A 24,820-nucleotide genomic window follows, 5' to 3' on the forward strand; every position below is an offset into this window, starting at 1 on the left:
AGAAAAGGCCTGCACTGTAAATCGATGCAAGCTGCAGCGTTGAATTTTTGCGCAGAATAGTTAGAGCTAAAACTCTAGAAAAAGCGAAGGGACAAGAAAAAACGGAATTGGTCAGACCATTGATTATATTGGATGCAGGCTTGAGGTCAGGTCTTGACCCCAATCCCACAGTTCAACGACTTAGCTCAACCAGCCGCTAAGCGTTAAGACGGCAATCAAGGCGAGGAAAAACAGCACATTACGTTTGGCAAGTGCTACAGCACTGACGGCGGCATCCGGCGTATTCAGCAGATCTTCCGGAACAGGCTCAGCAGCCAGGCTTAGTTCGGCCAGTAAATCCGGCGCACTCAGCTGCAGCGCGCCGGCATGCTGTAATAACACAGCAGAAGTACGGCTGAAATCGCCAACCAGCGCAAGGCCCAAACCAAACAACCGCACCGGCAGCCAGTCGGCCCAATGCAACAGGTCGTCAGCAAAACGCCGCCATTGTTCATCAACGACCACATCTGCAGGCGCTGGCTCAGGCGCCGGGTTATCTGCAGCGGCTTGCCCTGCCACTTCGTCGGTGATGGTCTCAGCCGCAGGTCCGGGCTCAGACAGCTGACGCAAACAGGCATAAGCCACAGCACCAAAAGCGCCCAGCAGCGCATACCAGAACAACACCGCGGCGTAATAACGGAAGTTCAGCCAAATCAGCTGCGGGCCATAACTCAGTTCCGGCGCGCCTTGTGCGATACGGATTTGTTGCATCGATAAAAAAGCTGCTTCCTGATCGTCGCGCTGTGCCGCATTTAGAAATTGTTTGTAAGTTTGCCGGTAAGACCAGCTACCGATGCAAAGCAGCAACACCAGCGTATTCAGCACCAGTTGCAACAACCAGAATTGCACACTGTATATCAGCAGCGACACCAGCAGAGCCGGTAATAACCACCACAACATCATCATGTATGTCTGCGGCAATCCGGGTAAAGCCATGTGTTGGCCACGCTGCAGGAATGGCCTCAAATAAGTGGTCAGCTGCCACACGCTGCCCCGCACCGCCAGACGCTCGACAATTAAGGCAATCAACATCGTTAACAAGGTCATGCGGGCTCTCCTGCTGCTGGTGGTGCTGACTGTTGCTCAGCCAGTAATTGCCGAAAATAAGTCCAGTTAAACGCCGGACCGGGGTCAGTTTTACGGCCTGGGGCTATATCACTGTGACCGAGGATCCGTTCAGGTGCAAGTGTCGGATACTGGCTGAGCAACCAGTGACACAGGCGGCTCAACGCCTGATATTGTGCTGCAGTAAAAGGCACATCGTCGGCGCCTTCAAGCTCAATGCCGATGGAAAAATCATTACATTTATCCCGACCGTCAAACAAACTGAGGCCGGCGTGCCAGGCGCGTTTGGCAAAAGGCACATATTGCCAGATGCGGCCGTCACGGAAGATCACGCAATGCGCAGACACCCGCACACCGGCTAAACGGGCGAAATAAGGATGCGCATTGCAATCGAGCCTGCCGCCAAAGAAGTCATCAATATAAGGTGTATTAAAAGTGGCAGGTGGCAAACTGATGTTGTGGATCACCAGCAGACTGATGTCTGCCGGATCTGGCCTGTCATCATAATGAGTACAAGGCCTGGTAATCATTTTAAATGGTGGCAATGGCGCAGAAAAGTCTGTCGCTTCGGTTCGGGCCGCACTTGGCAAAGCCAATCCTCACTGGTTATGCTGTGGCATTATTCTCTGCGTCATGGCTGTCGAATGCAAGCTCCGGATCCGTCCTCTTCTGCCCCGCCACCGGCTTCCCCGGATAGCATCGCCCGTTTCGGCCGTGGTTTTGCCTGGATTGCCTGGTTATTAATCCTGGGGCTGATTTATCTGTTTTTCGACGACAGCCTGACTCAGCAGCGCAATCCCAACCAGCAATTACGTCAGGAACAAGGTGCGGCCGGTGAGCGTGTCGTGGTGCTGGATGCCAATCGCCAGGGGCATTATGTCGGCACTTTGCAGCTTAATGGCCAGCCGGTGGAATTTTTACTGGATACCGGAGCCACTGCAGTCGCAGTATCCGAAGCAGTGGCTGAACGCACCGGCATGCCAAGAGGCGCGCCTTATCAAAGTTCCACCGCCAATGGCGTGGTGACTGTGCACCGCAGCCGCATCGCCGAGCTGCGGCTTGGGTCTATTGTGCTTTATGATTTGGAAGCCAGCATAGTGCCGAATCTGGCCGGCGCGGAGATTTTGCTAGGAATGAGCGCGCTAAACCATTTAGAATTCAGCAAACAGCAGCAACAGCTGCGCCTTTTACAACGATAAGAATGTTATGTCACATACCGATACTGAACTGAGCCATCAGGAACGCCTGATGCAGGAAATTCGCCGTGGCGTCAGCCATGCACTGGCTGAAGATTTAGGCTATTTGCCAATTCAACAGGGCGATATTACCGCATCGCTGATCCCTGCCTCGCAGCAGGCAACCGCTACAGTGATCACCCGCGAAGACTGTGTGATCTGCGGCACGCAGTGGGTCGATGAAGTCTTTGCCCAGTTGTCTGACGAAACCGTGATCCAATGGTTTGTGCAGGATGGTGAAAAAGTCGCCGCCAATACAGTTCTGTGCGAAATCAGCGGTCCGGCGCGCATTTTATTAACCGGCGAGCGCACCGCGCTGAATTTTCTGCAGACCTTAAGCGGTACGGCCACCACCACAGCGAAATATGTCGCATTGCTGAGTGGCAGTAAAACCCGTCTGTTGGATACCCGCAAAACCTTACCCGGCATGCGACTGGCGCAAAAATATGCCGTCAGCTGCGGCGGTGGCAAAAATCACCGCATTGGTTTATACGATGCTTTTTTGATCAAAGAGAATCATATCGCTGCCGCCGGCTCTATCGCCAATGCAGTCAGCACCGCCCGCCACAACTTTCCGGGTAAAACAGTGGAAGTGGAAGTGGAAGATTTAACCGAGCTGGAACAGGCGCTGGCCGCAGGCGCCGACATCATCATGCTGGATAACTTCCATATCGCTGACATTATGCAGGCCGTCGCGATCAATCAGGGTAGAGCCAAGCTGGAAGTCTCGGGCAACGTTACCGCTGAGTCACTGAAGGCTCTGGCGAGCACCAATGTCGACTATATATCCAGCGGCGCTTTGACCAAAAACGTGCAATCAATTGATTTATCTATGCGCCTGCGGGTGCGCTAATGGCAACACCGGGTCATATGATAAAAAGTCAGCATTTGCTGGCTTTTTTTTATCCGCTTGAACCAAAAAAAGTTGCGCTGTCAAGTTTTGCCACTGCCAGCCGGAAAGACACAATACAGCCTCATTTAATTAACAAAAACTTATTCTTTATATATTTCAATGACTAAAAAACAACGGCCTAAAAATTGCATTTTATTCAAAAGTTAAACCAACCTGCCAAAATCACCATTCCCAAAACGGAAAAACACATAAAAATAAATATATTTTTCATGACGTTACGATGAAAAAAAATAAATAATTACAAAATCGAATTTTTTTCTTGCGTAACATTTAAATTTGTCCAGAATAGAAAACAGCCCCCCGGGTTAACTACACACAAACGGAGATGTACTATGAAACGTAATCAAGGTTTCACCTTAATTGAATTAATGATCGTTGTTGCAATCATCGGTATCCTGGCGGCGGTCGCCCTGCCGGCGTATCAAGGCTACACCAAAAAGTCTAAATTCGTTGAAGTGGTCAATGCGACTTCTGGTATCAAAGGCCAAGTTGAGATTTGTGCCATTAGCCTCAACGTTTCCCCAATTGCTGCTTGTGGTAACGGCGCTACAGGTCCAGGTTACAGCGTTGCAAACTTAGCTGCTCCTTATGGCAGCGTAGCGACAGTTACAGTTGCAGCAACAGGTGCTATCACAGCGACAGGTACAGCGGCAGTAGATGGGTCTACCTACATTCTTACCCCTACATTGGTGAACGGACAAGTTACGTGGGCTAAAACTGGTACATGCGTAGCAAACGGTCTTTGCTAATCTGAAATACGCTTGGAAATTAGAGCCGCTAAATGCGGCTCTTTTTTTGCTTTTCGAGTACCCGCTCCTGAACAAGTGTAAATATGAACTCTATCCAGCCAATCACCGTAATTAAACTTGAATCAGCTATTTTTGTTGGCATAATCAGAGATATACTGATTTTTTGCTGTTTTGCAGGACCGCTTTTATGGCACTGAACCCACAATCCATACTGCTGCGTCGACTGAGCCAGGCAGGTTTAGTGGAGACTGGGTTGGCCCAACGCCTTATCCAGGAAAAAGCACATCAATATCAAAGCGTTGCCGAACTTCTCATCACCGAAAAACTCATTAGCGCCAAAGCTTTAGCCGAAAGCGTCGCCGCCTTTACCATGCACAGTCTGATAGATCTGGATTTTTATGATCTGGATTTTGTGCCGGAACAAGAACGCAACGAAAAACTGGTGCGCAAACATCTGGTGTTGCCGCTCGGTAAAAGAGGCCGCACTTTATTCCTCGGCGTAGTAGACCCCACCGATATGCAGCCGGTGGAAGACTTTGAATTCAGTACCGGCCTGCATGCCGAACTGATCGTCGTTGAATACGACAAACTGCTGAAGCTGATTGACCGGGTATTTGACAGTAAGAATGCCGACAACTTCACCGGCTCAGACTGGGATTTGTCATCGCTGGGGGTTGGCGACAGTGACGAGCTGGATGAAAAACCCGGCAGCGAAGCTGAAGACCAGCCGATCATCACTTTTATCAACAAAATGCTGCATGATGCTGTACGCAAAGGTGCATCGGATTTGCACTTTGAGCCCTATGAGAAAAGCTACCGCATCCGTTTTCGCATAGACGGCATTTTGCACGAAGTAGCCTCGCCGCCTGTCGCGCTCGCCGGTCGTTTATCGGCGCGGTTAAAGGTCATGTCCAAACTGGACATCGCCGAAAAACGTGTACCACAGGATGGCCGGATCAAACTAAAACTGTCACAAAAGAAATCCATCGATTTTCGTGTCAGTAGTCTGCCCACGCTGTGGGGCGAAAAGATTGTTATGCGGATCCTCGATTCCGACAGCGCGATGCTCGGGATCGACATCCTGGGTTACGAGGAAGTACAGAAAAAACTCTACCTGAGCGCGCTGGAACAGCCCCAAGGCATGATTCTGGTCACGGGTCCAACAGGCAGCGGTAAAACCGTATCGCTCTATACCGGTCTGAATATTCTGAATACCGAAGAGACCAACATCTCTACCGCTGAAGATCCGGTTGAAATTAACTTGCCCGGTATTAACCAGGTGCAAATGAACACCAAAGCTGGCCTCACCTTCCCTATCGCCTTAAAGGCGTTTTTACGGCAGGACCCGGATGTGATCATGGTCGGTGAGATCCGCGACCTCGAAACAGCCGAGATTGCGATTAAAGCGGCCCAGACCGGCCACCTGGTACTCAGTACCCTGCACACCAACTCCGCACCGGAAACACTGACCCGTTTGCTGAACATGGGCGTGCCGGCTTATAACGTGGCAAGTTCGGTGTCGCTGATTATTGCGCAGCGGCTGGCGCGGCGTTTATGCAACCATTGCAAAGCGCCTGAGCATTTGCCTGAACAGGAATTGCTGAAACAGGGCTTTACCGCGGAACAATTACCAACGATGAAATTGTTTAAGCCAGTTGGCTGTGAATATTGCACCGGCGGGTACAAGGGCCGGGTCGGTATTTATGAAGTCATGCCAATTTCGGGCGTCATCGCAGAAAAAATCATGGCGGGTGCCAATTCACTGGAAATCGCCCAACAGGCGCAGCGTGAAGGCGTCAATAACCTGCGGCAATCAGGCTTGCTGAAAGCCGCGGCTGGCCTCACCAGTCTGGCCGAGATCAATCGGGTGACCAACGTCTGACAAGACGTAGCAGGAAGGAAACTTTATGGCGGCGGCTCCAAAAATCAAAGAGTTAGATGGCTACGACTGGAAAGGTATCAACAGACGCGGCAAAAAAACTCAGGGCGAAATCAAAGCCAGCTCGGTGATGGAAGCGAAAGCCCTGTTGCGCCAGCAAGGCATCACACCTTCGCTGGTGCGTAAACAGGCCAAGCCATTGTTTGGTGGCGACCCTAAAATTGTGCCGGTCGATATCGCTATCGTCACCCGGCAGATCGCGACCATGCTGGCGGCCGGTGTGCCGCTGGTGCAGTCGATTGATCTGATTGCATCGGGCTCAGAAAAAAAGAATCTGCGCGTGCTGATGCAAAAAATCTCGCTAAAAGTTCAGGGCGGTTTGCCCTTGTCTGAGGTGCTGCGCGAACAGCCCAAATATTTCGACGACCTCTACTGCGACCTGGTGAAATCCGGTGAGCAATCCGGGGCGCTCGACCGCATTTTTGACCGTATCGCGATTTACAAAGAGAAAGCCGAAGCGCTGAAGTCAAAAATCAAAAAAGCGATGTTTTACCCGGTGGCGGTGATTATCGTTGCGTTAATTGTGACCTCAATTTTGCTGATTTTTGTGGTACCGCAGTTTGCTGAGATCTTTGCAGGCTTTGGCGCCGAGTTGCCGGCCTTTACTTTATTTGTGGTGAAGTTGTCCGAGCTAATGCAGGCTTATTGGTGGGTGGTACTCGGCGCTATTGTCATCGCCTTTAAAGTCATCAGCAAAATGTACAAAACCAGCCTGAATTTTCGCACCGCTGCGGACGCAATGATCCTCAAAGCACCGGTGGTTGGCGACATCCTGAATAAAGCCGCAGTGGCGCGTTACGCGCGCACTCTATCCACCACTTTTGCCGCCGGCGTGCCGTTGATTGAAGCGCTGGAATCCGCGGCGGGCGCCGCTGGCAATGAAATCTACAAAAACGCCATTATGGAAGTGCGCGCTGACGTTTCAGCTGGTGGCCAGATGTTCAGCTCGATGAAAACGACCAACCGATTCCCGGAAATGGTCATTCAGATGGTGTCAATTGGTGAAGAATCCGGCTCACTCGATGACATGCTGGCGCGGGTCGCCAATATTTACGAGCAGGAAGTCGACGATGCAGTCGACGGTCTGACCGCGCTGCTGGAGCCGCTGATTATGGCGGTGCTTGGTGTATTGATCGGTGGTCTGATCATTGCGATGTATTTACCAATTTTCCAAATGGGTGCGGTGATCAAATAATGTCTATGCCGGAACAACTCTCGCTAATCGTCAGTTTTTTACAACAAAATCCGGCCTGGCTGATCAGCGCTGTCGTGTTATTCAGTTTGTGCGTTGGTAGTTTTCTCAATGTCGTGATCTACCGTTTACCGCTGATGATGGAAAAAAGCTGGCAGCAGGAATATCGCGAATACTTTCAGCCGGATGACCCGCAGCCAGCAGTTGAAACTTTTAATCTGGCAACGCCGCGTTCGCGTTGCCCGCATTGTCAGACGCAGTTAAGCGCTTTGGACAATATTCCGCTGCTGAGCTGGCTCAGCCTTGGCGGTAAATGCCGTTATTGTAAGGCAACGATCAGTAGCCGTTACCCGGCAGTAGAACTGCTGACAGCGCTGCTGTCCGGGTTGGTGATCTGGCAAACCGGCGCGACCGCCTATGGCTTGCTGCTGCTGGTGTTGACCTGGTGTCTGGTCGCATTAACCTTTATTGATATCGACAAAATGCTGCTGCCGGATCAAATCACCTTGCCGTTGCTGTGGCTGGTGCTCGCGGCCTCTGCCTCCGGAATAGGCATCGCACCGCAGCAAGCCATTATTGGTGCCGCCTGTGGTTATTTGTCCCTGTGGTCAGTGTATTGGGGTTTTAAGTTGCTGACCGGTAAAGAAGGCATGGGCTACGGTGATTTTAAACTCATGGCGATTTTTGGTGCGCTGTTAGGATGGCAGCAATTGCCGCTGATTATTCTGCTGTCTTCGGTGGTCGGCGCGGTGATTGGCAGTGTGATGCTCGCTGTGCAGAAAAAAGAGCAAAGCACCGCCATTCCGTTTGGACCTTATATCGCTGCAGCTGGCTGGATTGCGATGTTATGGGGCAGCCAAATCAGCGACGCCTATTTGCACAGTATCGGGCTTTAAATGCACGCAACACAGACCGCCCGCCATTTTCGCGTTGGCCTCACCGGCGGTATAGGCAGCGGTAAATCGACAGTGGCAACGGCTTTTTCCGAGCTTGGTATCGCAATAGTAGATGCCGACATTGTCGCCAGAGCTGTGGTCGCGCCTGGCTCTGATGCGCTGGCACAAATCAGCGGCCATTTCGGCGAGCATGTGCTGAGTGCAGACGGCCAGCTGGACCGAGCCCGGTTAAGAGAAATTGTCTTTGCCGATAGCACAGCAAAAAACTGGCTGAATCAGCTGTTGCATCCGCGTATTCGTCAGCAAATGCTGGCACAACTCGACAGTGCAGCCTCGCCATACAGTATCTTAGTGGCGCCGCTGCTGCTGGAGAATCAGTTAAATCTGCTGGTTGATGTTGTGTTAGTGGTCGACGTGTCGCCGGAAACACAGTTAAGCCGTACGATGCAGCGCGACAACAACAGCGCCGGACTGGTGCAGTCTATTATGGCCGCACAGTGCAGCCGTGCCGAACGCCTCGCGGCAGCGGACTATGTCATCGACAATGAAGCACCACCAGCCATGCTGGCTGGCGAGGTAGCAAAACTGCATCGGGTCTTTCTGCAGTTAGCTGAAGAAAAACTAGCCAAATCGCTGACTTAGGTTTATTTTAAACCTATTATCTGCATAAAACGGAGTATGGAACTTTTGACTGACAGCTGCCTGGTCTACGAACATCCGCTGAACGAAAAAGTCCGTACTTATCTGCGCGTCGAATACCTGTTCCAACAAGTCCATCATCAGTTGGCACTCGCCAATGAATCACAGCAGCTGGGCTTTTTTACGTCGTTATTTGCTTTAATTGAAGTGCTGGACCGCAATGATATCCGGCCAGACCTGATTAAAGACGTCGAGCGTTGTGAAGGGGCTTTGGTCAACTGGTCGCGCCATCCGCATATTTCCGATGACTTGCTCAGCAATATGTTGCAAAAATCTGTCCGGTTGCAAAGCGAACTGCTGCGTGGCGCTAAATTTGCCAATGTGCTCAAAGACGATAAATTTTTAGGCCCGCTGCGACAGCGTTTTTTTATCCCCGGCGGCACTTGTTATTTTGACTTACCGCAATTGCAGTATTGGTACACACTGGAACTTTCCGCACGACAGAAACAGGCACAGGATTGGCTCGCACAACTCACGCTGGTCGAACAGGCCATTAGCTTTGTGCTGACTTTTATTCGCGAACGTGGTCAGTTTCAATCCGTCAGCGCCGAAAATGGTTTTTTCCAGAGCAATACTGAACAGTTTGAATTATTGCGCCTGCGTTACCCGTTGAGTTACGGCTGTTACCCGACGATCAGCGGCAACAAATACCGCTATGCCATCCGTTTTATGCAGCTGTGCGACACACAAGGCCGCGCCACGACAGATCAACACATTGGCTTTGAGCTGGCCTGCTGTTAAGCCTTATAATACCGCCAGTTTTTTCCTGTTGAGTAACCCTGATGTCTCCGACTATTGTCAAATGCCCGACCTGTCAAACCGATGTGATTTGGCAGCCTGAATCGCGTTTCCGGCCTTTTTGCAGCGACCGCTGTCGCTTGATTGATTTAGGCGAATGGGCCAGTGAAAGCCGCCGTATCGCCGATAAAAGCCCGATTGAAGCTGGGATTGGCGATGCGGATTTACTGGCGCTGGAAGATGAACTGATGCAGCAGGACAACCAGTTTTTTAAAGACTAGCTGGCCACAGACGGAAACAAGGTTGCGACTGCGCTCAGGATCGGCGCATTCGCATCCGGAAACTGATAGCCGGCCAATTCACTGTGATGTACCCAGCCCACTTGTTGGCCTTCCCGCCCTTCGCCCTCGCCCTGTGGATTGACCACATGCCAGACATCCAGCAATACCCGTTTTTCAGGGTAGTCATATTCGAGCTGTAATAACGGCTCTGCATCTGTTACCGTCAGCCCGACTTCTTCCCAGAGCTCCCGATGCAAGGCCTGTAACACGCTTTCGCCGGGCTCGACTTTACCACCGGGAAACTCCCAGCGGCCCCCCTGATGGAGCTGATCTAGTCTTTTACTGATAAAGACTTGTTCGCCACGAGTGATCACACCAACGGCGACATGGATAGATTTCATTGCTTTTCCTCGTTTGGCTTAAATTGATTCAGATACGCGCCAACATATCGTTTTGCTTCCGGCACGCAAAAAGAAAAAAGCAGAGCGAGCTCTGCTTTTTTGGTCACTCTGATGGCTTAATCAGCTCAGCTTACCATGACATTGTTTGTACTTTTTACCGGAGCCGCAAGGGCAAGGGTCATTCCGGCCGATTTTCTCGGCATCGCGGAATACCGGTCCAGGTGGCGTTGCCGGGACTTCACCGCCGATATGTTCAGCTTCTTCATGCTGATAGGCCATTTCGACCTGTTCTGCTTTGCGGCGCTGTTCTTCGACGGCTTCAACATCTTCCGGCGCGCGGATCTGTACGCGACTCAGCACGCCAATCACGTCCAGCTTCAGCTGGTCCAGCATATTGGAGAACAACTCAAAGGCTTCGCGCTTGTATTCCTGTTTCGGGTTCTTCTGTGCATAACCGCGCAGGTTGATGCCCTGACGCAGGTGGTCCATCGCTGCCAGATGCTCTTTCCAGTGCGTATCGAGGCTTTGCAGCATCACGGCTTTTTCAAACTGACGTAACACTGGCGCACCGACCATCTCTTCTTTGAGCTGGTAAGTTTTCTCTACGACGTCCTGAATACGCTCACGCAGTTTTTCTTCGAACAGTTTGTTATCGTCAGCCAGCCACTTGGCGATTGGCATATCAATGGCAAAATCTGCACGGAAACGAGCTTCGAGGCCTGGAATATCCCACATTTCGTCCAGCGACTGCGGCGGAATATATTGGCTCATCACCGACTCAACCACGTCGTGGCGCACAGCAGCAATAGTCTCAGTGATATCATCTGCAGCCAGCAGCTCGTTACGTTGTTCGTAAACCACTTTACGCTGGTCGTTGGCGACGTCGTCAAATTCAAGTAACTGCTTACGGATATCAAAGTTACGCGCTTCCACTTTACGCTGCGCGTTTTCAATCGCACGACTAACCAGCGGATGCTCGATGGCTTCGCCCGGCTCCATACCCAGTTTACGCATCATGCCCGCCATGCGGTCTGAGGCGAAAATACGCATTAAGGCGTCATCCAGTGCCAGATAAAAACGGCTGGAACCAGCGTCACCCTGACGACCGGCACGACCACGCAGCTGGTTGTCAATCCGACGGGATTCATGACGTTCAGTACCGATAATATGTAAGCCACCGGCTGCGATGACAGCATCATGCCGCTGTTGCCATTCAGCTTTTAATGCGGCGATTTGTTGTTCAGTCGGGTTGTCGAGCTTGGCAACATCAGCCTGCCAGTTACCGCCTAACACGATATCAGTACCACGACCTGCCATATTGGTGGCGATTGTCACAGTGCCCGGACGGCCTGCTTCTGCGATGATCTGCGCTTCGTTGGCGTGGAACTTGGCGTTTAATACCTGATGCGGGATTTTGGCTTTATGCAGCAGCGACGACAAATATTCTGAGCTTTCAATCGATGCGGTACCAACCAGAATGGGCCGCTGCAATGCGCGGGTCGCTTCGATGTCTTTAATAATGGCCTGATACTTTTCTTCAGCGGTCAGATACACCAGGTCTGGCATATCTTTACGTACCATAGGTCTGTTGGTTGGAACGACGATAGTTTCCAGACCATAAATAGTTTGGAATTCAAAAGCTTCGGTATCTGCAGTACCGGTCATGCCGGCCAGTTTGTCGTACAAACGGAAGTAGTTCTGGAATGTAATAGAGGCCAAAGTCTGGTTTTCATTCTGAATGCGCACAGCTTCTTTGGCTTCAATCGCCTGGTGCAGGCCTTCAGACCAGCGACGGCCTTCCATAGTCCGGCCGGTGTGCTCATCAACGATGACAATCTGATTATCTTTGACGACATAATCCACGTCTTTCTTAAACAGATTGTGTGCGCGCAATCCGGCGTAGACATGATGTAACAGCGTAATGTTAGTGGCTGAATACAGCGAATCACCTTGCTGCATCAACCCACGTTCCACCAGAATTTCTTCGACGCGGATTTGGCCGCGCTCGGTCAGATAAATCTGCTTGGCTTTTTCGTCGATGGTGTAATGGCCATCACCCATTTCACCTTCTTCGTCTTCTTTTTCCTGGCGTTGCAACATTGGCACCACCTGGTCAATCTGACGGTACAGCTCAGAGCTGTCTTCGGCCTGACCGGAGATAATCAGTGGGGTACGGGCTTCGTCAATCAGAATAGAGTCGACTTCATCGATAATAGCAAAGGCTAAGTCGCGCTGAACACGGTCCGGCATGCTGAATGCCATGTTGTCGCGCAAATAATCAAAGCCGAATTCATTGTTGGTACCATAAGTGATATCAGCGTTGTAAGCCTGCTGCTTTTCCAGGTGTTGCATACCCGGCACGTTGACACCGACCGTCAGTCCGAGGAAGTTAAACAGCGGTTCGTTGGTTGCCGCATCACGCTTGGCGAGATAATCGTTCACCGTGATGACGTGCACAGCGCGGCCGCTTAACGCGTTCAGGTACGCCGGCAAAGTCGCGGTCAGCGTTTTACCTTCACCGGTGCGCATCTCAGAGATTTTGCCCTGATGCAGCACCATGCCGCCAATCAGCTGCACATCAAAATGGCGCATGCCAAAAATACGTTTACTGGCCTCACGGACTGTTGCAAAAGCCTCAGGCAGCAGGTCATCCAGCGAGGTACCAGCGGCATAGCGTTGCTTGAATTCGGCTGTTTTTTGCTGCAGTTCCGCATCTGACAGCGCCGCATACTGGCTTTCCATCGCGTTGATCTGGTCGACCGTTTTGCGCAGTTTTTTCAGATAACGGTCGTTCCGGCTACCAATTAATTTGGTAAAAAGCTTTCCTAACATTGTCCTGGTACCACTATTTTAATGTTGAGACCGCTGGGCGGTCCTGGCAGAGCCATATAATCTGTTATTGAGCGGGCCGATAAAAGCCTGCGGGTTTATTTGTTTGCCGTTTTTCAGTACTTCGTAATGCACATGCGGCCCGGTCGAACGGCCGGTATTACCGAGTGTGGCGACTTGCTGGCCCTTATCAACTAGCTGTCCGATCTGTACATTGACGGCTTTAGCGTGCGCATAGCGGGTGCGATAACCGCCCGCATGTTCAACTTCTACCATCCGGCCATAACCAAAACGCTCTCCGGCCCAGGTCACGATGCCACCGGCAGTCGCTATCACAGCACTGCCTTCTTCGGCGGCAAAATCAACGCCCTGATGGATCGCAGGTTCGCCGGTAAAAGGGTCGGTCCGCACACCAAAAGCAGAAGACAGATAACCGGTAAGCACAGGCCGGCCGGACAACTGACTGTTTAAACCGATATGGTGATTCAAATCGAGAGATTCAAGCAGGCTAAAGCGGGATTGTTCATGTTGCAGATCTTGTTCGAGCTCCGACATCCGGGTGAGGACTTCAGATACAGCAAACAAACTGTCATCAACTGAAGTCTGGGCCGGACCACCCATTGGCGGAGCCTGGCGCAGATTAAACTGGTCTGCCGGCAAATCTGCGGCGTCAATCAACCGCTCGCCAACCATATTCAGCCGGTTGACCTGAGCCTGCAGAGAGGCAACTTTAGCAGTTAATGCCGCGATTTGATGTTCCGCCTGTAAACGGATAGCGTCAATCTCGGCGGTCTCAGTACTCTGAGGCAGCGGATTCAACGGGTAGGATTGCGGATTGGTCCAGATGCGGCCTAGTGCCACGCCGGCGCCAACTGCGATACAGAACAGCAATGCCGCACTGACTAACCGCTGACTGGCGGTTGTCCCAAAACGACCGTGCTGATGTCGGTCATCCGGAAAAACTGTTAGACTCATGGGACCTCAGTTTCTGTGTTTTTGTTATGGCCCGCTACTCGCGCAAACCGGTCGACCTGATGACGCTGTTGCAACAAAACCCTGTGTATCAGGGGCAACAGCAAGCAGACATAGTGCGACATCTTAATACCGAATTAATGCAGATCTTGCAACTGGAAAAGCTGACTTTCTGTAAGGTCAACCGGGTTCAGGCCGGCCGGGTACAAATAATGTGCAGCTCCGCCAGCTGGGCAACGCGGCTGAAAATGCAGAACGCCGACATTCTAACGAAATTCCGCCAGAATGTCCTGCCCGAATGTATGGGTATTGATATTGAGGTCAATCCAAATCTCGATTTACGTTATCAGACACAAGAACCGGTAGGCGCAGCACAGCCGCAGGCCCGACAAATCAGCGAACAGGCCGCAACTTATTTACTGGCCAGCGCAGAAAATGCAGATCCGGTGCTGGCTGAAAAACTCCGCAAGCTGGCCAAGCTGGCGCAACAACGCAAAAAAGCTGAATAAGTAAAAGCACATGCCGAAAATGAAAAAGGTGGCCTAAGCCACCTTTTTCATTCAGGTCTGTTCAATCAGGCCAGTTGCGGCGCCAGATAAGAAATCGGTAACTGTGCCGGTTTGTCGAAAGTGACAAACTCCCAGTTTTCCTGGTTCGCCAGCACGGCACATAACAACTGATTATTCAGTGCGTGACCGGTTTTATAGGCTTTGAACTCACCGAGGATGCTGTAACCGGCCATATATAAATCACCGATGGCATCCAGAATTTTGTGTTTGATAAATTCGTCGTCGTAGCGCAGACCATCCTGGTTCAACACGCGGAACTCATCAAGAACTACAGCATTATCAAAACTGCCACCTAACGCCAGGTTATTGGCCCGCAGATATTCAATATCCTGCAGGAAACCAAAAGTACGGGCGCGGCTGATGTCTTTGATAAAACCGGCGGCAGAGAAATCAACTTTCATATGCTGACGGGTCTCGGCAATGACCGGATGATCAAAGTCGATGGCGAAGTCGATGCGGAAACCGTGGTGAGGCTTAAACTCGGCCCATTTGTCGCCGTCTTCGACCCGCACTGTCTTTTTGATGCGAATGAATTTTTTCGCCAGTTTCTGCTCTGAGACACCAGCTTCCAGTAACAAATAAACAAATGGATTGGCGCTGCCGTCCATGATTGGAATTTCGGCGGAATCAACTTCAACAATCAGATTGTCGATGCCGAGGCCGGCGACAGCCGCCATCAGGTGTTCAGTGGTCGATAACCGGACGCCCTGAGGATTAATCAGACAGGTACACATCACTGTGTCACCCACCAGTTCTGGTGCGACTTTAAAGTCAACAACCGGATTCAGATCTACACGACGGAACACAATACCTGTGTTGTCGGGCGCAGGCCGGAGAGTAAGCGTAACCTTTTCGCCTTTGTGTAAACCCACTCCGATGGAGCTGATGGTCTTCGTGATAGTACGTTGTTTAATCATCATTTTTTCCTGTTCAAAAACTGAACAATCCCAAACGGCGGCGCAGCATAGCATATGTTAACAACAATGCCAATGCTACAGGTCCGACTTCAGACTGGCGTTATGGCTGAAAAATTCAGCTTAAATCCAGCTATTTTTTCGATTAATCGGCTTGCTTACGCAGGAATGCCGGGATGTCGAAAATATCAATATTGGCTTTGTTATCGGCCTGTGGCTTGCTTTGTGGCGCTTCGACTGCTGCCATTGCTGGCTGGGCTTCACGCATTTCACGCGCAGTGTTGCCGGCATGACCGTACACGCTGCCGCCGTGACCAAAGGCTGCCGGTGCAGTGTGGTAACCACCCCGCACAGGCTCTGCACGGTGATGACCGTGGACCAGACTGATGTCCGGACGACGTTCTGCGCCAATACCAGTCGCAACCACTGTGACACGCAGCTCGTCTGACATTTCCGGATCAATGACCGCACCAACAACCACAGTGGCATTTTCTGAGGCAAAAGCTTTCACTGCATTACCAACGATTTCAAATTCTTCGATGGTGAGGTCCAAACCAGCCGTGATATTGACCAGAATGCCTTTAGCACCAGACAAATCGATATCTTCCAGCAGTGGGCTGGAGATCGCCTGTTCGGCCGCTTCTTCAGCGCGGTCCGGGCCAGTGGCACGGCCGGTACCCATCATCGCAGTGCCCATTTCTGACATCACGGTGCGCACGTCGGCGAAGTCGACGTTAATCAGACCCGGACGGGTAATGAGTTCAGCAATACCCTGCACAGCGCCCAGCAGCACGTTATTGGCGGCTTTAAACGCATCGAGCAGGCTGGTGCCTTTACCTAATACTTTTAATAACTTGTCGTTTGGAATGGTGATCAGTGAATCGACGTGTTTTGCCAGTTCATTGATGCCTTCGTCGGCATAATTAGAACGTTTTTTGCCTTCAAACGGGAAAGGCTTAGTCACGACAGCAACAGTCAGAATACCCAGCTCTTTGGCAACCTGCGCCACAATTGGTGCTGCGCCAGTACCAGTACCACCGCCCATGCCGGCAGCGATAAACACCATATCAGCGCCCATAATGGTCTTTTTAATGGTGTCGCGATCTTCTTCAGCTGAACGACGGCCGACATCAGGGTTCGCGCCAGCGCCTAAACCCTTAGTGACATTGGCACCCAATTGCAGCGTGACGTTGGCCGATGAATTACGCAGTGCCTGCGCATCGGTGTTGGCGGCAATAAATTCCACCCCTTCAATGTTGCTGGCGACCATGTATTCGACAGCGTTACCGCCACCGCCACCGACGCCAACCACTTTGATGACAGCTTCTTCGCTGTGGTTTTCCATTAACTCAAACATGTTGCTCTCTCCGTTTTACGCTTACTCAAAACTCGCCTTTAAACCAGCTGGTCAGTTTTTTGACAAAACCACCAACCGACTCCCGTGCCGCCACTGCTTTTTTCTGCTGGGCACGCGCATCTTTGCCATACAATAACAGACCGACCACGCTGGCATAAGCCGGGTCGTTTACATATTCGGTTAAGCCGGTAATATGGGCCGGATAGCCCAGCCGCACCGGCATCTGGAAGATATCTTCAGCAAACTCAACAGCACCTTCCATCTTGGCGGTGCCACCGGTTAACACCACGCCGGCGGCGATTTGCTCTTCCAGACCACTGGCGCGAATTTCTTCCACCACCAGTTCAAACAATTCCTGATAACGTGGTTCAACCACTTCAGCCAATGTATGCCGTGACATGCTGCGGGCCGGACGACCACCGACGCTTGGCACTTCAATACTTTCTTCTTTGCCGACCATGCTGCGTAGCGCACAGGCGTACTGAATTTTAATCTCTTCGGCATGGCCAATCGGCGTGCGGAAGATTTTGGCGATGTCGCTGGTGACCTGATTGCCGGCCACCGGGATCACCGCGGTATGGCGCAGCGCGCCATTGGTATAAATCGAGATATCGATAGTACCGCCGCCCATATCAACCACACAGACGCCTAACTCTTTTTCATCTTCCGTCAGGATGGCAAAGCTTGACGCCAGCGAGCTGAATATCAGCTGATCAACATGTAAGCTGCAGCGCTCGACACATTTCTCAATGTTCTTCGCCATGTCGTTGGCGCAAGTGATGATGTGCGCTTTGGCTTCCATCCGCACACCGGACATGCCAATCGGGCTTTTGATGCCTTCCTGCATGTCGACGGAAAATTCTTGCGGTAACACATGTAATAACCGGCGTTCAGCGGAGATCGGCACCGATTTCGCTGCGTGGATCACGTTGGCGACATCATCAGCGGTCACTTCCGTATCGTTAATCGGTACCATGCCGCTTTCGTTCTGGCAGCGGATATGTTTGCCGGTAATGCCTAAATACACTGAAGACACGCGGCAATCCGCCATCAATTCGGCCTCATCAATGGCGCGTTGCACTGACTGCACCACCAGATTCAGATCGTTCACACCACCTTTATCCATACCGCGGGCAATATGGGTACCGACGCCGACAATCGCCAGCTGGTTATCTGCGGTGATCTCACCGACCACGGCTTTAATTTGCGAGGTGCCGATATCTAACCCGACGATCAGATCCCGATCTAACGACTTGGTCATGCTTTTCTCTTTTCCGTTATCACCGGCGGCGCATATTGCACCGCTAATCCTGTGTCATACCGTAAATCGACTTGTACTATCGCTTCCGGTTTATGTTTCACCACCACCGGGTACAGGTCGATAAATCGCTGCACCCGCTTTAACGTATCTTCCCGCCCAAGCTTCAGCGCAATACCGTTGCTGAGCTGCACTTCCCAGGCGAAACGTTCGGTGACCGACAAACCGGCCGCCTCGAACTGATGTAATGCCAACAGTGCCTGCACTTTGCCGTACATGCTGAGTGCGTCCTGCTCAGCGCCTTCCGGACCATTCAGTTTTGGCAAAGTTGCCTGCAGTTGCTCCAGTGGTGCGCGGAACACTTCGCCGCGTTTATTCAGCAAATACTCTTTATTCCAGATGGCGACCGGGCTGTGCTCTGTCACGACCACCACTAAAGTGCCGGGCCACTGTTTACGCACGGCCACCTGATGTACCCAGGGTTGCTGTTGTAAAAAAGCGGCAACTTCGTCGACATCCAGCTTGAAATAATTGCCCACCAGATGCTGCTGCAGTTTGCTGTGTAATGTCTGCGGCTTGATATGGCCAAAATCGCCATATAATTTCACCTGTTTAATCGGCGCTGTTTGTTGATGTGCCGCCCATTGGCTGACCTTGACACCAAACCAAATCACCAGGGCTACTGCGCAGAGGAAAAACACCACACCACCGACAAAAGCCGGGGTGAAAGGTGTTTTTTGGCTCTGACGCAATGAACTCATAACGCCTGCTCTAATATTTTTGCCACCAGCTGTTCAAAGCTGTAACCCGCCGCCCGCGCCGCCATCGGTACCAGTGACTTTTCGGTCATGCCAGGCACTGTGTTCACTTCCAGCAGACGGAACTCACAATCGCTGTCGAGCATCGCATCAACACGGCCCCAGCCTTTGGCGCCCACAGCTTTAAACGCTGCCATCGCCGCTTGCTGTAAACTGGCCGTCTGCTCTGCAGTAATTGGCGCCGGACATAAATATTCAGTGCTGTTGGACTGGTATTTGGCTTCGTAATCATAAAAAGCGCGAGGCGTACGCATTTCGATGACCGGCAAAGCCTGACCATCTAACATCGACACAGTGAATTCGCGACCGTTGATCCACTGCTCCACCAGCACCGCATCGTCATAGTCAAAAGCAAGGGCTAATGCCTGCTCCAGTTCTGCCGGCGTGGTCGCTGCCGACATGCCGATACTGGAACCTTCGTTGGCAGGCTTGACCATCACTTTGCCATTGAGCTGTGCCAGCATCGCGGCGTAATCAATGGTTTCACCTTTTTGTGCCACCCGAAACGGTGCTGTTGGTAAACCATGGGCACTGAACAGAAACTTACAGCGGATTTTATCCATCGCCAGTGCAGAGCCGAGCACGCCGGAGCCGGTATAAGGAATACCATGCAATTGCAATGCGCCTTGCATAGTGCCGTCTTCGCCGCCACGACCGTGTAACACGATAAAAACCCGGTCAAAGGCCTGGGTTTCCAGGTCGCTCAGCGGCTGCTCTTTTGGGTCAAAGGCATGGGCGTCAATGCCTTGCGCCTGCAATGCCTTTAATACTGCAGCGCCTGATTTTAACGACACCTCACGCTCGGCGGAGGTGCCACCTAACATCACGGCCACTTTGCCAAATTTACTGCTCATGACTGGCTCCCTGTGGATTGTTTCATCGTTTCGATATGTAGTTTTTGTGCGGCCAGTTGTTTGGCCAAGGCACCGATATTACCGGCGCCCTGTGTCATCAGCACGTCGCCGTCCTGTAACACGTCCGCTAAAGCTGCCGGTAAATCCGCCGGAGTTGCGACATAAATCGGGTCGAGCTGACCGCGGGCACGAATGCTGCGGCAAAGGCTGCGGCTATCCGCTCCGGCAATTGGCGCTTCACCGGCGCTGTAAACTTCCAGCAGCAACAGGCTGTCGACAGTCGATAGCACTTTGGCAAAATCTTCGTACAAATCGCGAGTGCGGGTGTAACGGTGTGGCTGATACGCCATCACCAGCCGGCGCTCTGGCCAGGCATTGCGAGCTGCTGCAACAGTGGCCGCGACTTCGCTGGGGTGATGACCATAGTCGTCGACTAACAACACTTTGCCACGGCCGGTGTCGAATTCGCCATATTGCTGGAAGCGCCGGCCAATGCCTTCAAATTTACTGAAGGCCGCGAGGATTGCCGCTTCAGGCACACCTTCGTCCTGCGCCATGGCAAAAGCTGCTGTGGCATTTAAAGCGTTGTGGCGACCCGCCAGATTTAATTCAATAGTGCGGCTGTGGCCGCTTGGGTCTGTCACGATAAACTGTGTTCTGGTGCCGGACTGACTGAAGTCACTGATACGATAGTCCGCATCGGCGCTAAAACCATAAGTAATGATGGTGCGGCCAATGCGTGGCATCAGTTCCCGTAACACCGGGTCGTCGATACATAGCACCACAGCGCCGTAAAATGGCAGGTTATGGCAAAACTCCAGATAAGTTGATTTCATTTTTTCGAAATCACCCTGGTAGGTTTCCATATGGTCTGGTTCGATATTAGTAATGATGGCGGCCATCGGCTGCAAATGCAGGAAGGACGCATCACTTTCATCGGCTTCGGCTATCAGATAACGGCCTGCGCCTAAACGCGCGTTGGTACCGGCTGAATTGAGTAAACCACCGATGACAAAAGTCGGGTCTGCACCGGCTTCGGCGAAAATCGACGACACCAGGCTGGTCGTCGTGGTTTTGCCGTGAGTGCCGGCGATAGCGATTCCGTGGCGAAAGCGCATCAGCTCAGCGAGCATCTGGGCGCGGCGCACCACCGGAATGCGTTGTTCGAGCGCAGCGTTCACTTCCGGGTTATCGGTTTTAATGGCGCTGGAGACCACCACAACGCTGGCGCCCTGAATATTCTCTGCTTTGTGGCCGAACTGTATGTCAGCACCTAATGCCGTCAGGCGTTCAACCACCGGATTTGGGCCCAGATCTGAGCCGGAAATTTTATAGCCTTCATTGAGCAGGACTTCGGCGATACCGCCCATGCCTGCACCACCAATCCCGACAAAATGAATGCGTTCAACACGACGCATTGCTGTTTTTTCCGGGTGCATGGTTTTTGTTATCATCTTAATTTACACCTGTAATACGTCGACAAACTGCTGCCACCTGTTCGGCGGCATCGTCGATGGCACAAGATCGTGCCTGTTGTGCCATGTGTACCAGCGGCGTCTTGTCAGACAACCAGCCCTGCAACAGCGGCACTAAATGTTCGGGATTTAATTTTGCCTGTGGCAATAACAATGCGGCCTGCCTGCTGACCAGCACATTGGCATTTGCGGTCTGGTGATCATCGATCGCTGTTGGCAAAGGCACAAACAAGGCAGCTACACCAACACACGCCACTTCACTGACTGTCAGTGCACCGGCACGACAAATCACCAAATCGGCCCAGCGGTAAGCCTCAGCCATATCATCAATAAAAGCAGTGACTTGCACATCGAGATTTTCCGGCTTATCCGCATAAGCCAATTCGGTTTGTGCCAGCTCATGTTGCCCGGTCTGATGACGCACCCGGATCTGGCCGCAGGCCGCGGCCTGCTTCAGGATCGGTGGCAGCGCCTGATTAAAAATCCTGGCTCCTAAACTACCACCGACGATCAAAATATTTAAGCTTTTCTGCAAATAATTCTGCGGATTTTGCCCAATCAGCTCGCTGCGTACCGGATTTCCCAACACCAGCCGGTTTTTCTGAGCAGAAAAGGCCTGCGGAAAGGCGACCAGCACCTGATCAGCAATACGCGCCAGCAGCTTGTTGGTCGTGCCCGCGACAGCATTTTGCTCGTGAATAACCAACGGCACACCATCAGTCCAGGCCGCAAGACCACCCGGACCACTGGCGTAACCGCCAAAGCCAAGGACCAGATCTGGCTTTAACTGCTTCACCAGCACCCGCGCCTGCAATAAAGAACGCAGCAGCATCACAGGTGCTTTGAGCATGGAGCGCCAGCCTTTACCGCGCAGCCCCGCAACACCGATGGTATGCAGCGGATAACCGAACTGCGGCACTAAACGCGCTTCCATCCGATCTGCGGTACCAAGCCAATGCACTTGCCAGCCTTCTGCCGCCAGAACATCAGCGACGGCGCGGGCCGGGAAAATATGTCCACCGGTGCCGCCGGCCATAATCAGCACAGTCGGCCGCGGAGCTCCCAGCGCGCGTTCAGTCATGTCAGGCATGGGCGCCTCCGCTAATCGCGTGGCGGCCTTTGAGCCGGACTTCAAAATCAATGCGCAACACTATGGCGGCGGCCACCAGCATAATGATGAGACTACTGCCACCGGAGCTGACAAAAGGCAAGGTCAGACCTTTAGTCGGCAAAGCGCCTGTCGCCACACCGATATTCACAAAGGTCTGGCAGCCAATCCAAATCGCGATGGAATAGGCCAGAAAGCCGTGGAAACTAAGGCCTTTTTGCACAGCTCTTTTGCCAATCCACAAGGCGCGCACCATCATCAGAAACAGCAAACTCGCCACTGCCAGCACACCAAGCAAACCGGTTTCTTCGGCAATAATCGCCAAAATAAAATCCGTATGCGCCTCAGGTAGATACTCGAGCTTTTGCACTGAGTTCCCCAGGCCCTGGCCGGATAAACCGCCACGACCAAAAGCCATCAGAGATTGTGTCAGCTGATAACCACTGCCAAAAGGGTCGGCCCAGGGGTCAAGAAAAGCCGTAACCCGCCGCCAGCGATACTCGCTGTAGACAATTAACACTGACATCGACGCCAGGCCTGTCAGGATCAGACCAAAAAACTGCCAGAGCTTGGCGCCGGCTAAAAATAACAACACCACGCTGGTGCCAAACATCACGATCACAGTACCGAGGTCAGGCTGCATCAGCAGCAAGACGGCAAACACAAACAACACCAGCAGTGGTTTTAAAAAGCCTTTAAAATTTTCAATAACTTCTTCGTGCCGGCGCACCAGATAACTGGATAAATAGATAAAAAAGAACAATTTAGCAGGTTCCGCCGCCTGAATACCAATAGGGCCGACATAGAGCCAGCGCGTACTGCCGTTGACGTTGCGGCCAAACGCCAGCACCGCAATCAAACCGAAAATGCCTAACACCAGCAGCACCATACTGCCCTGCAGCCAGCGGTCAATCGGCACGTTCAGCGCCAGATAGGCAAAACCGAGTCCAATCAGAATATAAACCAGATGCCGGATACTGTAATGCAGCGGCGCGCCGAACAGACGTTCTGCCACCGGCACTGAGGCACTGGTCACCATGATAAAACCAACGCCGAGCAGCAACACCATCAGCGTAAAGAAAAACCGGTCATAACTGACTCCGTCTTCAGCCCGCCACCAGTCGACCCAATGTTCGACGAACTGCTCGGATTGCTGCGCCAGCCATGCTTTCATTTCAGCACCTGCAACACAGCTTCGGCGAACAGACGGCCGCGTTCTTCGTAGTTTTTAAACATATCGAGGCTGGCACAGGCCGGTGATAACAACACCATGTCGCCGGATTTAGCGATGGCCGCGGCTTGTTTCACCGCCGCAGTTAAATCCGCCACTTGAATCGCGCCGGGCACCAAAGCCGCAATCGCCGGACCGTCGCGGCCTAAAGTAATGACCTGATCGACCTGCTGCTTCAGCACAGCCGCCAATTCATGAAAATCCACGCCTTTACCATCGCCACCGGCGATCAGAATCAGCTTGCCCGGTACATCTGCACGCAAACCGGCGATTGCCGCCAGCGTTGCGCCAACATTAGTGGCTTTGGAATCATTGACCCAGCGAATACCCTGATGATCAGCGACTAAAGTGCAGCGATGCGGCAGTGGCTGATAAGTTTGTAACGCCTGCACTAATGCTTCGCGACTGCAACCCACGGCCAATGCCAGGGCACAGGACGCCAGCGCGTTAAACTGATTATGCCGGCCGACCATCGACATCTGACGGACCGGCATTAAAGGCTCACCAGCCACCAGCAACCAGCTTTCGCCCTGATGTTGCACCAGACCATAACCATCCTGCGGTTGCTGCAGGTTCAGGCCAATTTGTGGTGCGGCACAGCCCAGTGGCCGGGTAAGGCTGTCCTCAGCGTTAAACACCGCGAGGTCAGTATGCAGATAAATGCGTTGTTTGGCCGCAGCATAAGCCGCCATAGTACCGTGCCGGTCCAGATGATCTTCAGTGACATTTAAATTGGCGGCAGCGCGTAATTTCAGGCTATGCGTGGTTTCAAGCTGAAAACTCGATAACTCCAGTACATAAACCCTGGCGTCGTTGCGCTCCAGCGCATCCAGCACCGCCAGGCCAATATTGCCGGCCGCTAACGCCGGAATACCGCTGCAGTTCAGCATAAATTCGACAAGCGTTGTCACAGTCGATTTGCCGTTAGAACCGGTGACAGCCACCACAGGCTTTTCATTGCAAAGCGCAAACAGCTCGACGTCCCCCATCAGCTGTGCACCTTGCGCCGTGGCAAAACGAATGGCCGGATGACTGGTATCAAGGCCTGGGCTGACCAACAGCACGTCCATCCGGGCCAGCCGGTTGGCATCAAGCTCACCGAGGTAAATACCATCGACTTTTTCTGCCGGAATTGCATCAAGGCCGGCGACTTTCAGCCGGGTATCCATCAGCACCGGCTTCACGCCTTGTTTCAGCAAAAAACGCACAGTGGCAAGCCCGGTTACCCCGAGGCCAATCACTGCCACTCTTTTACCCTGAAACAGCTTTGTCATGCCTTTATTTCCTT

The 24,820-nt window shown here is 52.3% G+C and carries 24 protein-coding genes; 10 read left to right on the forward strand and 14 right to left on the reverse strand.

What is annotated here, in order from left to right; genetic code table 11:
- Positions 1 to 180: 180 nt before the first annotated feature.
- Together ampE and ampD are read right to left on the reverse strand one after the other, a co-directional pair.
- Positions 181 to 1,086, reverse strand: a complete 906-nt coding sequence (gene ampE, locus Q399_RS0112100) for a regulatory signaling modulator protein AmpE (protein WP_031568795.1) — start codon at positions 1,084 to 1,086, stop codon at positions 181 to 183.
- On the reverse strand, positions 1,083 to 1,634 hold the full coding sequence (ampD, locus tag Q399_RS0112105; RefSeq protein ID WP_031568798.1) for a 1,6-anhydro-N-acetylmuramyl-L-alanine amidase AmpD: 552 nt from the start codon (positions 1,632 to 1,634) through the stop codon (positions 1,083 to 1,085). Before ampD ends, ampE begins: the two co-directional genes overlap by 4 nt.
- 114 nt (positions 1,635 to 1,748) lie before the next feature.
- Here ampD and Q399_RS0112110 point away from each other — a divergent pair, with 114 nt between their 5' ends.
- The 9 genes from Q399_RS0112110 (at position 1,749) to yacG (ending at position 9,746) form a co-directional block, all read left to right on the forward strand.
- Positions 1,749 to 2,303, forward strand: a complete 555-nt coding sequence (locus Q399_RS0112110) for a retropepsin-like aspartic protease family protein (RefSeq protein ID WP_031568801.1) — start codon at positions 1,749 to 1,751, stop codon at positions 2,301 to 2,303.
- Positions 2,304 to 2,310: 7 nt separating this feature from the next.
- Positions 2,311 to 3,192, forward strand: coding sequence for a carboxylating nicotinate-nucleotide diphosphorylase (nadC, locus tag Q399_RS0112115; protein WP_051685938.1), 882 nt, complete (start codon positions 2,311 to 2,313; stop codon positions 3,190 to 3,192).
- 392 nt (positions 3,193 to 3,584) lie between these two features.
- The gene (locus tag Q399_RS0112125; RefSeq protein ID WP_031568804.1) at positions 3,585 to 4,001 is read left to right on the forward strand and encodes a pilin; all 417 of its coding nucleotides are present in this window, start codon (positions 3,585 to 3,587) and stop codon (positions 3,999 to 4,001) included.
- A 187-nt stretch (positions 4,002 to 4,188) separates the two neighbouring features.
- Positions 4,189 to 5,883, forward strand: coding sequence for a type IV-A pilus assembly ATPase PilB (gene pilB, locus Q399_RS0112130; RefSeq protein WP_031568805.1), 1,695 nt, complete (start codon positions 4,189 to 4,191; stop codon positions 5,881 to 5,883).
- Between the two features lie 25 nt (positions 5,884 to 5,908).
- Positions 5,909 to 7,135 carry a type II secretion system F family protein gene (locus Q399_RS0112135; protein ID WP_031568807.1) on the forward strand — a complete coding sequence of 409 codons (1,227 nt, stop codon included), beginning with the start codon at positions 5,909 to 5,911 and terminating at the stop codon, positions 7,133 to 7,135.
- The gene (locus tag Q399_RS0112140; protein WP_281172240.1) at positions 7,135 to 8,028 is read left to right on the forward strand and encodes a prepilin peptidase; all 894 of its coding nucleotides are present in this window, start codon (positions 7,135 to 7,137) and stop codon (positions 8,026 to 8,028) included. Before Q399_RS0112135 ends, Q399_RS0112140 begins: the two co-directional genes overlap by 1 nt.
- On the forward strand, positions 8,029 to 8,670 hold the full coding sequence (gene coaE / locus Q399_RS0112145) for a dephospho-CoA kinase (protein WP_031568810.1): 642 nt from the start codon (positions 8,029 to 8,031) through the stop codon (positions 8,668 to 8,670).
- Between the two features lie 36 nt (positions 8,671 to 8,706).
- Entirely contained in the window at positions 8,707 to 9,468 is a 762-nt protein-coding gene (gene zapD / locus Q399_RS0112150; protein ID WP_031568812.1) for a cell division protein ZapD, read from the forward strand.
- 41 nt (positions 9,469 to 9,509) lie between these two features.
- Positions 9,510 to 9,746: a DNA gyrase inhibitor YacG gene (yacG, locus tag Q399_RS0112155; protein WP_031568814.1), complete on the forward strand. Its 237-nt coding sequence runs from the start codon at positions 9,510 to 9,512 to the stop codon at positions 9,744 to 9,746.
- Here yacG and mutT read toward each other — a convergent pair.
- The 3 genes from mutT to Q399_RS21120 form a co-directional block, all read right to left on the reverse strand.
- Entirely contained in the window at positions 9,743 to 10,147 is a 405-nt protein-coding gene (gene mutT, locus Q399_RS0112160) for an 8-oxo-dGTP diphosphatase MutT (protein WP_031568816.1), read from the reverse strand. The two genes, yacG and mutT, sit on opposite strands and share 4 nt — an antisense overlap.
- Positions 10,148 to 10,267: 120 nt before the next feature.
- Entirely contained in the window at positions 10,268 to 12,979 is a 2,712-nt protein-coding gene (secA, locus tag Q399_RS0112165) for a preprotein translocase subunit SecA (protein WP_031568817.1), read from the reverse strand.
- 18 nt (positions 12,980 to 12,997) lie between these two features.
- Positions 12,998 to 13,951, reverse strand: coding sequence for a M23 family metallopeptidase (locus Q399_RS21120; RefSeq protein WP_051685939.1), 954 nt, complete (start codon positions 13,949 to 13,951; stop codon positions 12,998 to 13,000).
- Positions 13,952 to 13,977: 26 nt separating this feature from the next.
- On the opposite strand from Q399_RS21120, the gene Q399_RS0112175 reads away from it, so the two are divergent.
- A complete protein-coding gene (locus tag Q399_RS0112175) occupies positions 13,978 to 14,457 on the forward strand; it encodes a DUF721 domain-containing protein (protein ID WP_031568823.1) in 480 nt (159 codons plus the stop codon).
- 65 nt (positions 14,458 to 14,522) lie between these two features.
- Here Q399_RS0112175 and lpxC read toward each other — a convergent pair whose 3' ends face one another.
- From lpxC to murD, 9 genes are all read right to left on the reverse strand, one after another.
- Entirely contained in the window at positions 14,523 to 15,434 is a 912-nt protein-coding gene (gene lpxC, locus Q399_RS0112180) for a UDP-3-O-acyl-N-acetylglucosamine deacetylase (RefSeq protein WP_031568826.1), read from the reverse strand.
- A 142-nt stretch (positions 15,435 to 15,576) separates the two neighbouring features.
- Positions 15,577 to 16,788 (reverse strand): cell division protein FtsZ, encoded by a 1,212-nt coding sequence (gene ftsZ, locus Q399_RS0112185; protein ID WP_031568828.1) that lies wholly within the window; start codon positions 16,786 to 16,788, stop codon positions 15,577 to 15,579.
- A 25-nt stretch (positions 16,789 to 16,813) separates the two neighbouring features.
- Entirely contained in the window at positions 16,814 to 18,049 is a 1,236-nt protein-coding gene (ftsA, locus tag Q399_RS0112190; protein ID WP_031568830.1) for a cell division protein FtsA, read from the reverse strand.
- Entirely contained in the window at positions 18,046 to 18,807 is a 762-nt protein-coding gene (locus Q399_RS0112195; protein WP_031568831.1) for a cell division protein FtsQ/DivIB, read from the reverse strand. The genes ftsA and Q399_RS0112195 overlap by 4 nt, the downstream gene beginning before the upstream one ends.
- Complete coding sequence (locus tag Q399_RS0112200; protein ID WP_031568834.1) at positions 18,804 to 19,718, reverse strand: D-alanine--D-alanine ligase; 915 nt, start codon at positions 19,716 to 19,718, stop codon at positions 18,804 to 18,806. Before Q399_RS0112200 ends, Q399_RS0112195 begins: the two co-directional genes overlap by 4 nt.
- Positions 19,715 to 21,172 carry a UDP-N-acetylmuramate--L-alanine ligase gene (gene murC / locus Q399_RS0112205; protein WP_031568836.1) on the reverse strand — a complete coding sequence of 486 codons (1,458 nt, stop codon included), beginning with the start codon at positions 21,170 to 21,172 and terminating at the stop codon, positions 19,715 to 19,717. Before murC ends, Q399_RS0112200 begins: the two co-directional genes overlap by 4 nt.
- 1 nt (position 21,173) lies before the next feature.
- Complete coding sequence (murG, locus tag Q399_RS0112210) at positions 21,174 to 22,283, reverse strand: undecaprenyldiphospho-muramoylpentapeptide beta-N-acetylglucosaminyltransferase (protein ID WP_051685940.1); 1,110 nt, start codon at positions 22,281 to 22,283, stop codon at positions 21,174 to 21,176.
- The gene (gene ftsW, locus Q399_RS0112215) at positions 22,276 to 23,475 is read right to left on the reverse strand and encodes a putative lipid II flippase FtsW (RefSeq protein WP_051685941.1); all 1,200 of its coding nucleotides are present in this window, start codon (positions 23,473 to 23,475) and stop codon (positions 22,276 to 22,278) included. Before ftsW ends, murG begins: the two co-directional genes overlap by 8 nt.
- Complete coding sequence (gene murD, locus Q399_RS0112220; RefSeq protein WP_031568840.1) at positions 23,472 to 24,806, reverse strand: UDP-N-acetylmuramoyl-L-alanine--D-glutamate ligase; 1,335 nt, start codon at positions 24,804 to 24,806, stop codon at positions 23,472 to 23,474. Before murD ends, ftsW begins: the two co-directional genes overlap by 4 nt.
- Positions 24,807 to 24,820: the final 14 nt, after the last annotated feature.

The sequence above is a fragment of the Rheinheimera texasensis DSM 17496 genome (genome assembly GCF_000711985.1).
Classification (GTDB): Bacteria; Pseudomonadota; Gammaproteobacteria; order Enterobacterales; family Alteromonadaceae; genus Pararheinheimera; species Pararheinheimera texasensis.

Coding starts and splice junctions, on each gene's coding strand:
- ampE (WP_031568795.1), bottom strand. CDS start 1,086: ATGACCTTGTTAACGATGTTGATTGCCTTAATTGTCGAGCGTCTGGCG.
- ampD (WP_031568798.1), bottom strand. CDS start 1,634: ATGATTACCAGGCCTTGTACTCATTATGATGACAGGCCAGATCCGGCA.
- Q399_RS0112110 (WP_031568801.1), top strand. CDS start 1,749: ATGCAAGCTCCGGATCCGTCCTCTTCTGCCCCGCCACCGGCTTCCCCG.
- nadC (WP_051685938.1), top strand. CDS start 2,311: ATGTCACATACCGATACTGAACTGAGCCATCAGGAACGCCTGATGCAG.
- Q399_RS0112125 (WP_031568804.1), top strand. CDS start 3,585: ATGAAACGTAATCAAGGTTTCACCTTAATTGAATTAATGATCGTTGTT.
- pilB (WP_031568805.1), top strand. CDS start 4,189: ATGGCACTGAACCCACAATCCATACTGCTGCGTCGACTGAGCCAGGCA.
- Q399_RS0112135 (WP_031568807.1), top strand. CDS start 5,909: ATGGCGGCGGCTCCAAAAATCAAAGAGTTAGATGGCTACGACTGGAAA.
- Q399_RS0112140 (WP_281172240.1), top strand. CDS start 7,135: ATGTCTATGCCGGAACAACTCTCGCTAATCGTCAGTTTTTTACAACAA.
- coaE (WP_031568810.1), top strand. CDS start 8,029: ATGCACGCAACACAGACCGCCCGCCATTTTCGCGTTGGCCTCACCGGC.
- zapD (WP_031568812.1), top strand. CDS start 8,707: ATGGAACTTTTGACTGACAGCTGCCTGGTCTACGAACATCCGCTGAAC.
- yacG (WP_031568814.1), top strand. CDS start 9,510: ATGTCTCCGACTATTGTCAAATGCCCGACCTGTCAAACCGATGTGATT.
- mutT (WP_031568816.1), bottom strand. CDS start 10,147: ATGAAATCTATCCATGTCGCCGTTGGTGTGATCACTCGTGGCGAACAA.
- secA (WP_031568817.1), bottom strand. CDS start 12,979: ATGTTAGGAAAGCTTTTTACCAAATTAATTGGTAGCCGGAACGACCGT.
- Q399_RS21120 (WP_051685939.1), bottom strand. CDS start 13,951: ATGAGTCTAACAGTTTTTCCGGATGACCGACATCAGCACGGTCGTTTT.
- Q399_RS0112175 (WP_031568823.1), top strand. CDS start 13,978: ATGGCCCGCTACTCGCGCAAACCGGTCGACCTGATGACGCTGTTGCAA.
- lpxC (WP_031568826.1), bottom strand. CDS start 15,434: ATGATTAAACAACGTACTATCACGAAGACCATCAGCTCCATCGGAGTG.
- ftsZ (WP_031568828.1), bottom strand. CDS start 16,788: ATGTTTGAGTTAATGGAAAACCACAGCGAAGAAGCTGTCATCAAAGTG.
- ftsA (WP_031568830.1), bottom strand. CDS start 18,049: ATGACCAAGTCGTTAGATCGGGATCTGATCGTCGGGTTAGATATCGGC.
- Q399_RS0112195 (WP_031568831.1), bottom strand. CDS start 18,807: ATGAGTTCATTGCGTCAGAGCCAAAAAACACCTTTCACCCCGGCTTTT.
- Q399_RS0112200 (WP_031568834.1), bottom strand. CDS start 19,718: ATGAGCAGTAAATTTGGCAAAGTGGCCGTGATGTTAGGTGGCACCTCC.
- murC (WP_031568836.1), bottom strand. CDS start 21,172: ATGATAACAAAAACCATGCACCCGGAAAAAACAGCAATGCGTCGTGTT.
- murG (WP_051685940.1), bottom strand. CDS start 22,283: ATGCCTGACATGACTGAACGCGCGCTGGGAGCTCCGCGGCCGACTGTG.
- ftsW (WP_051685941.1), bottom strand. CDS start 23,475: ATGAAAGCATGGCTGGCGCAGCAATCCGAGCAGTTCGTCGAACATTGG.
- murD (WP_031568840.1), bottom strand. CDS start 24,806: ATGACAAAGCTGTTTCAGGGTAAAAGAGTGGCAGTGATTGGCCTCGGG.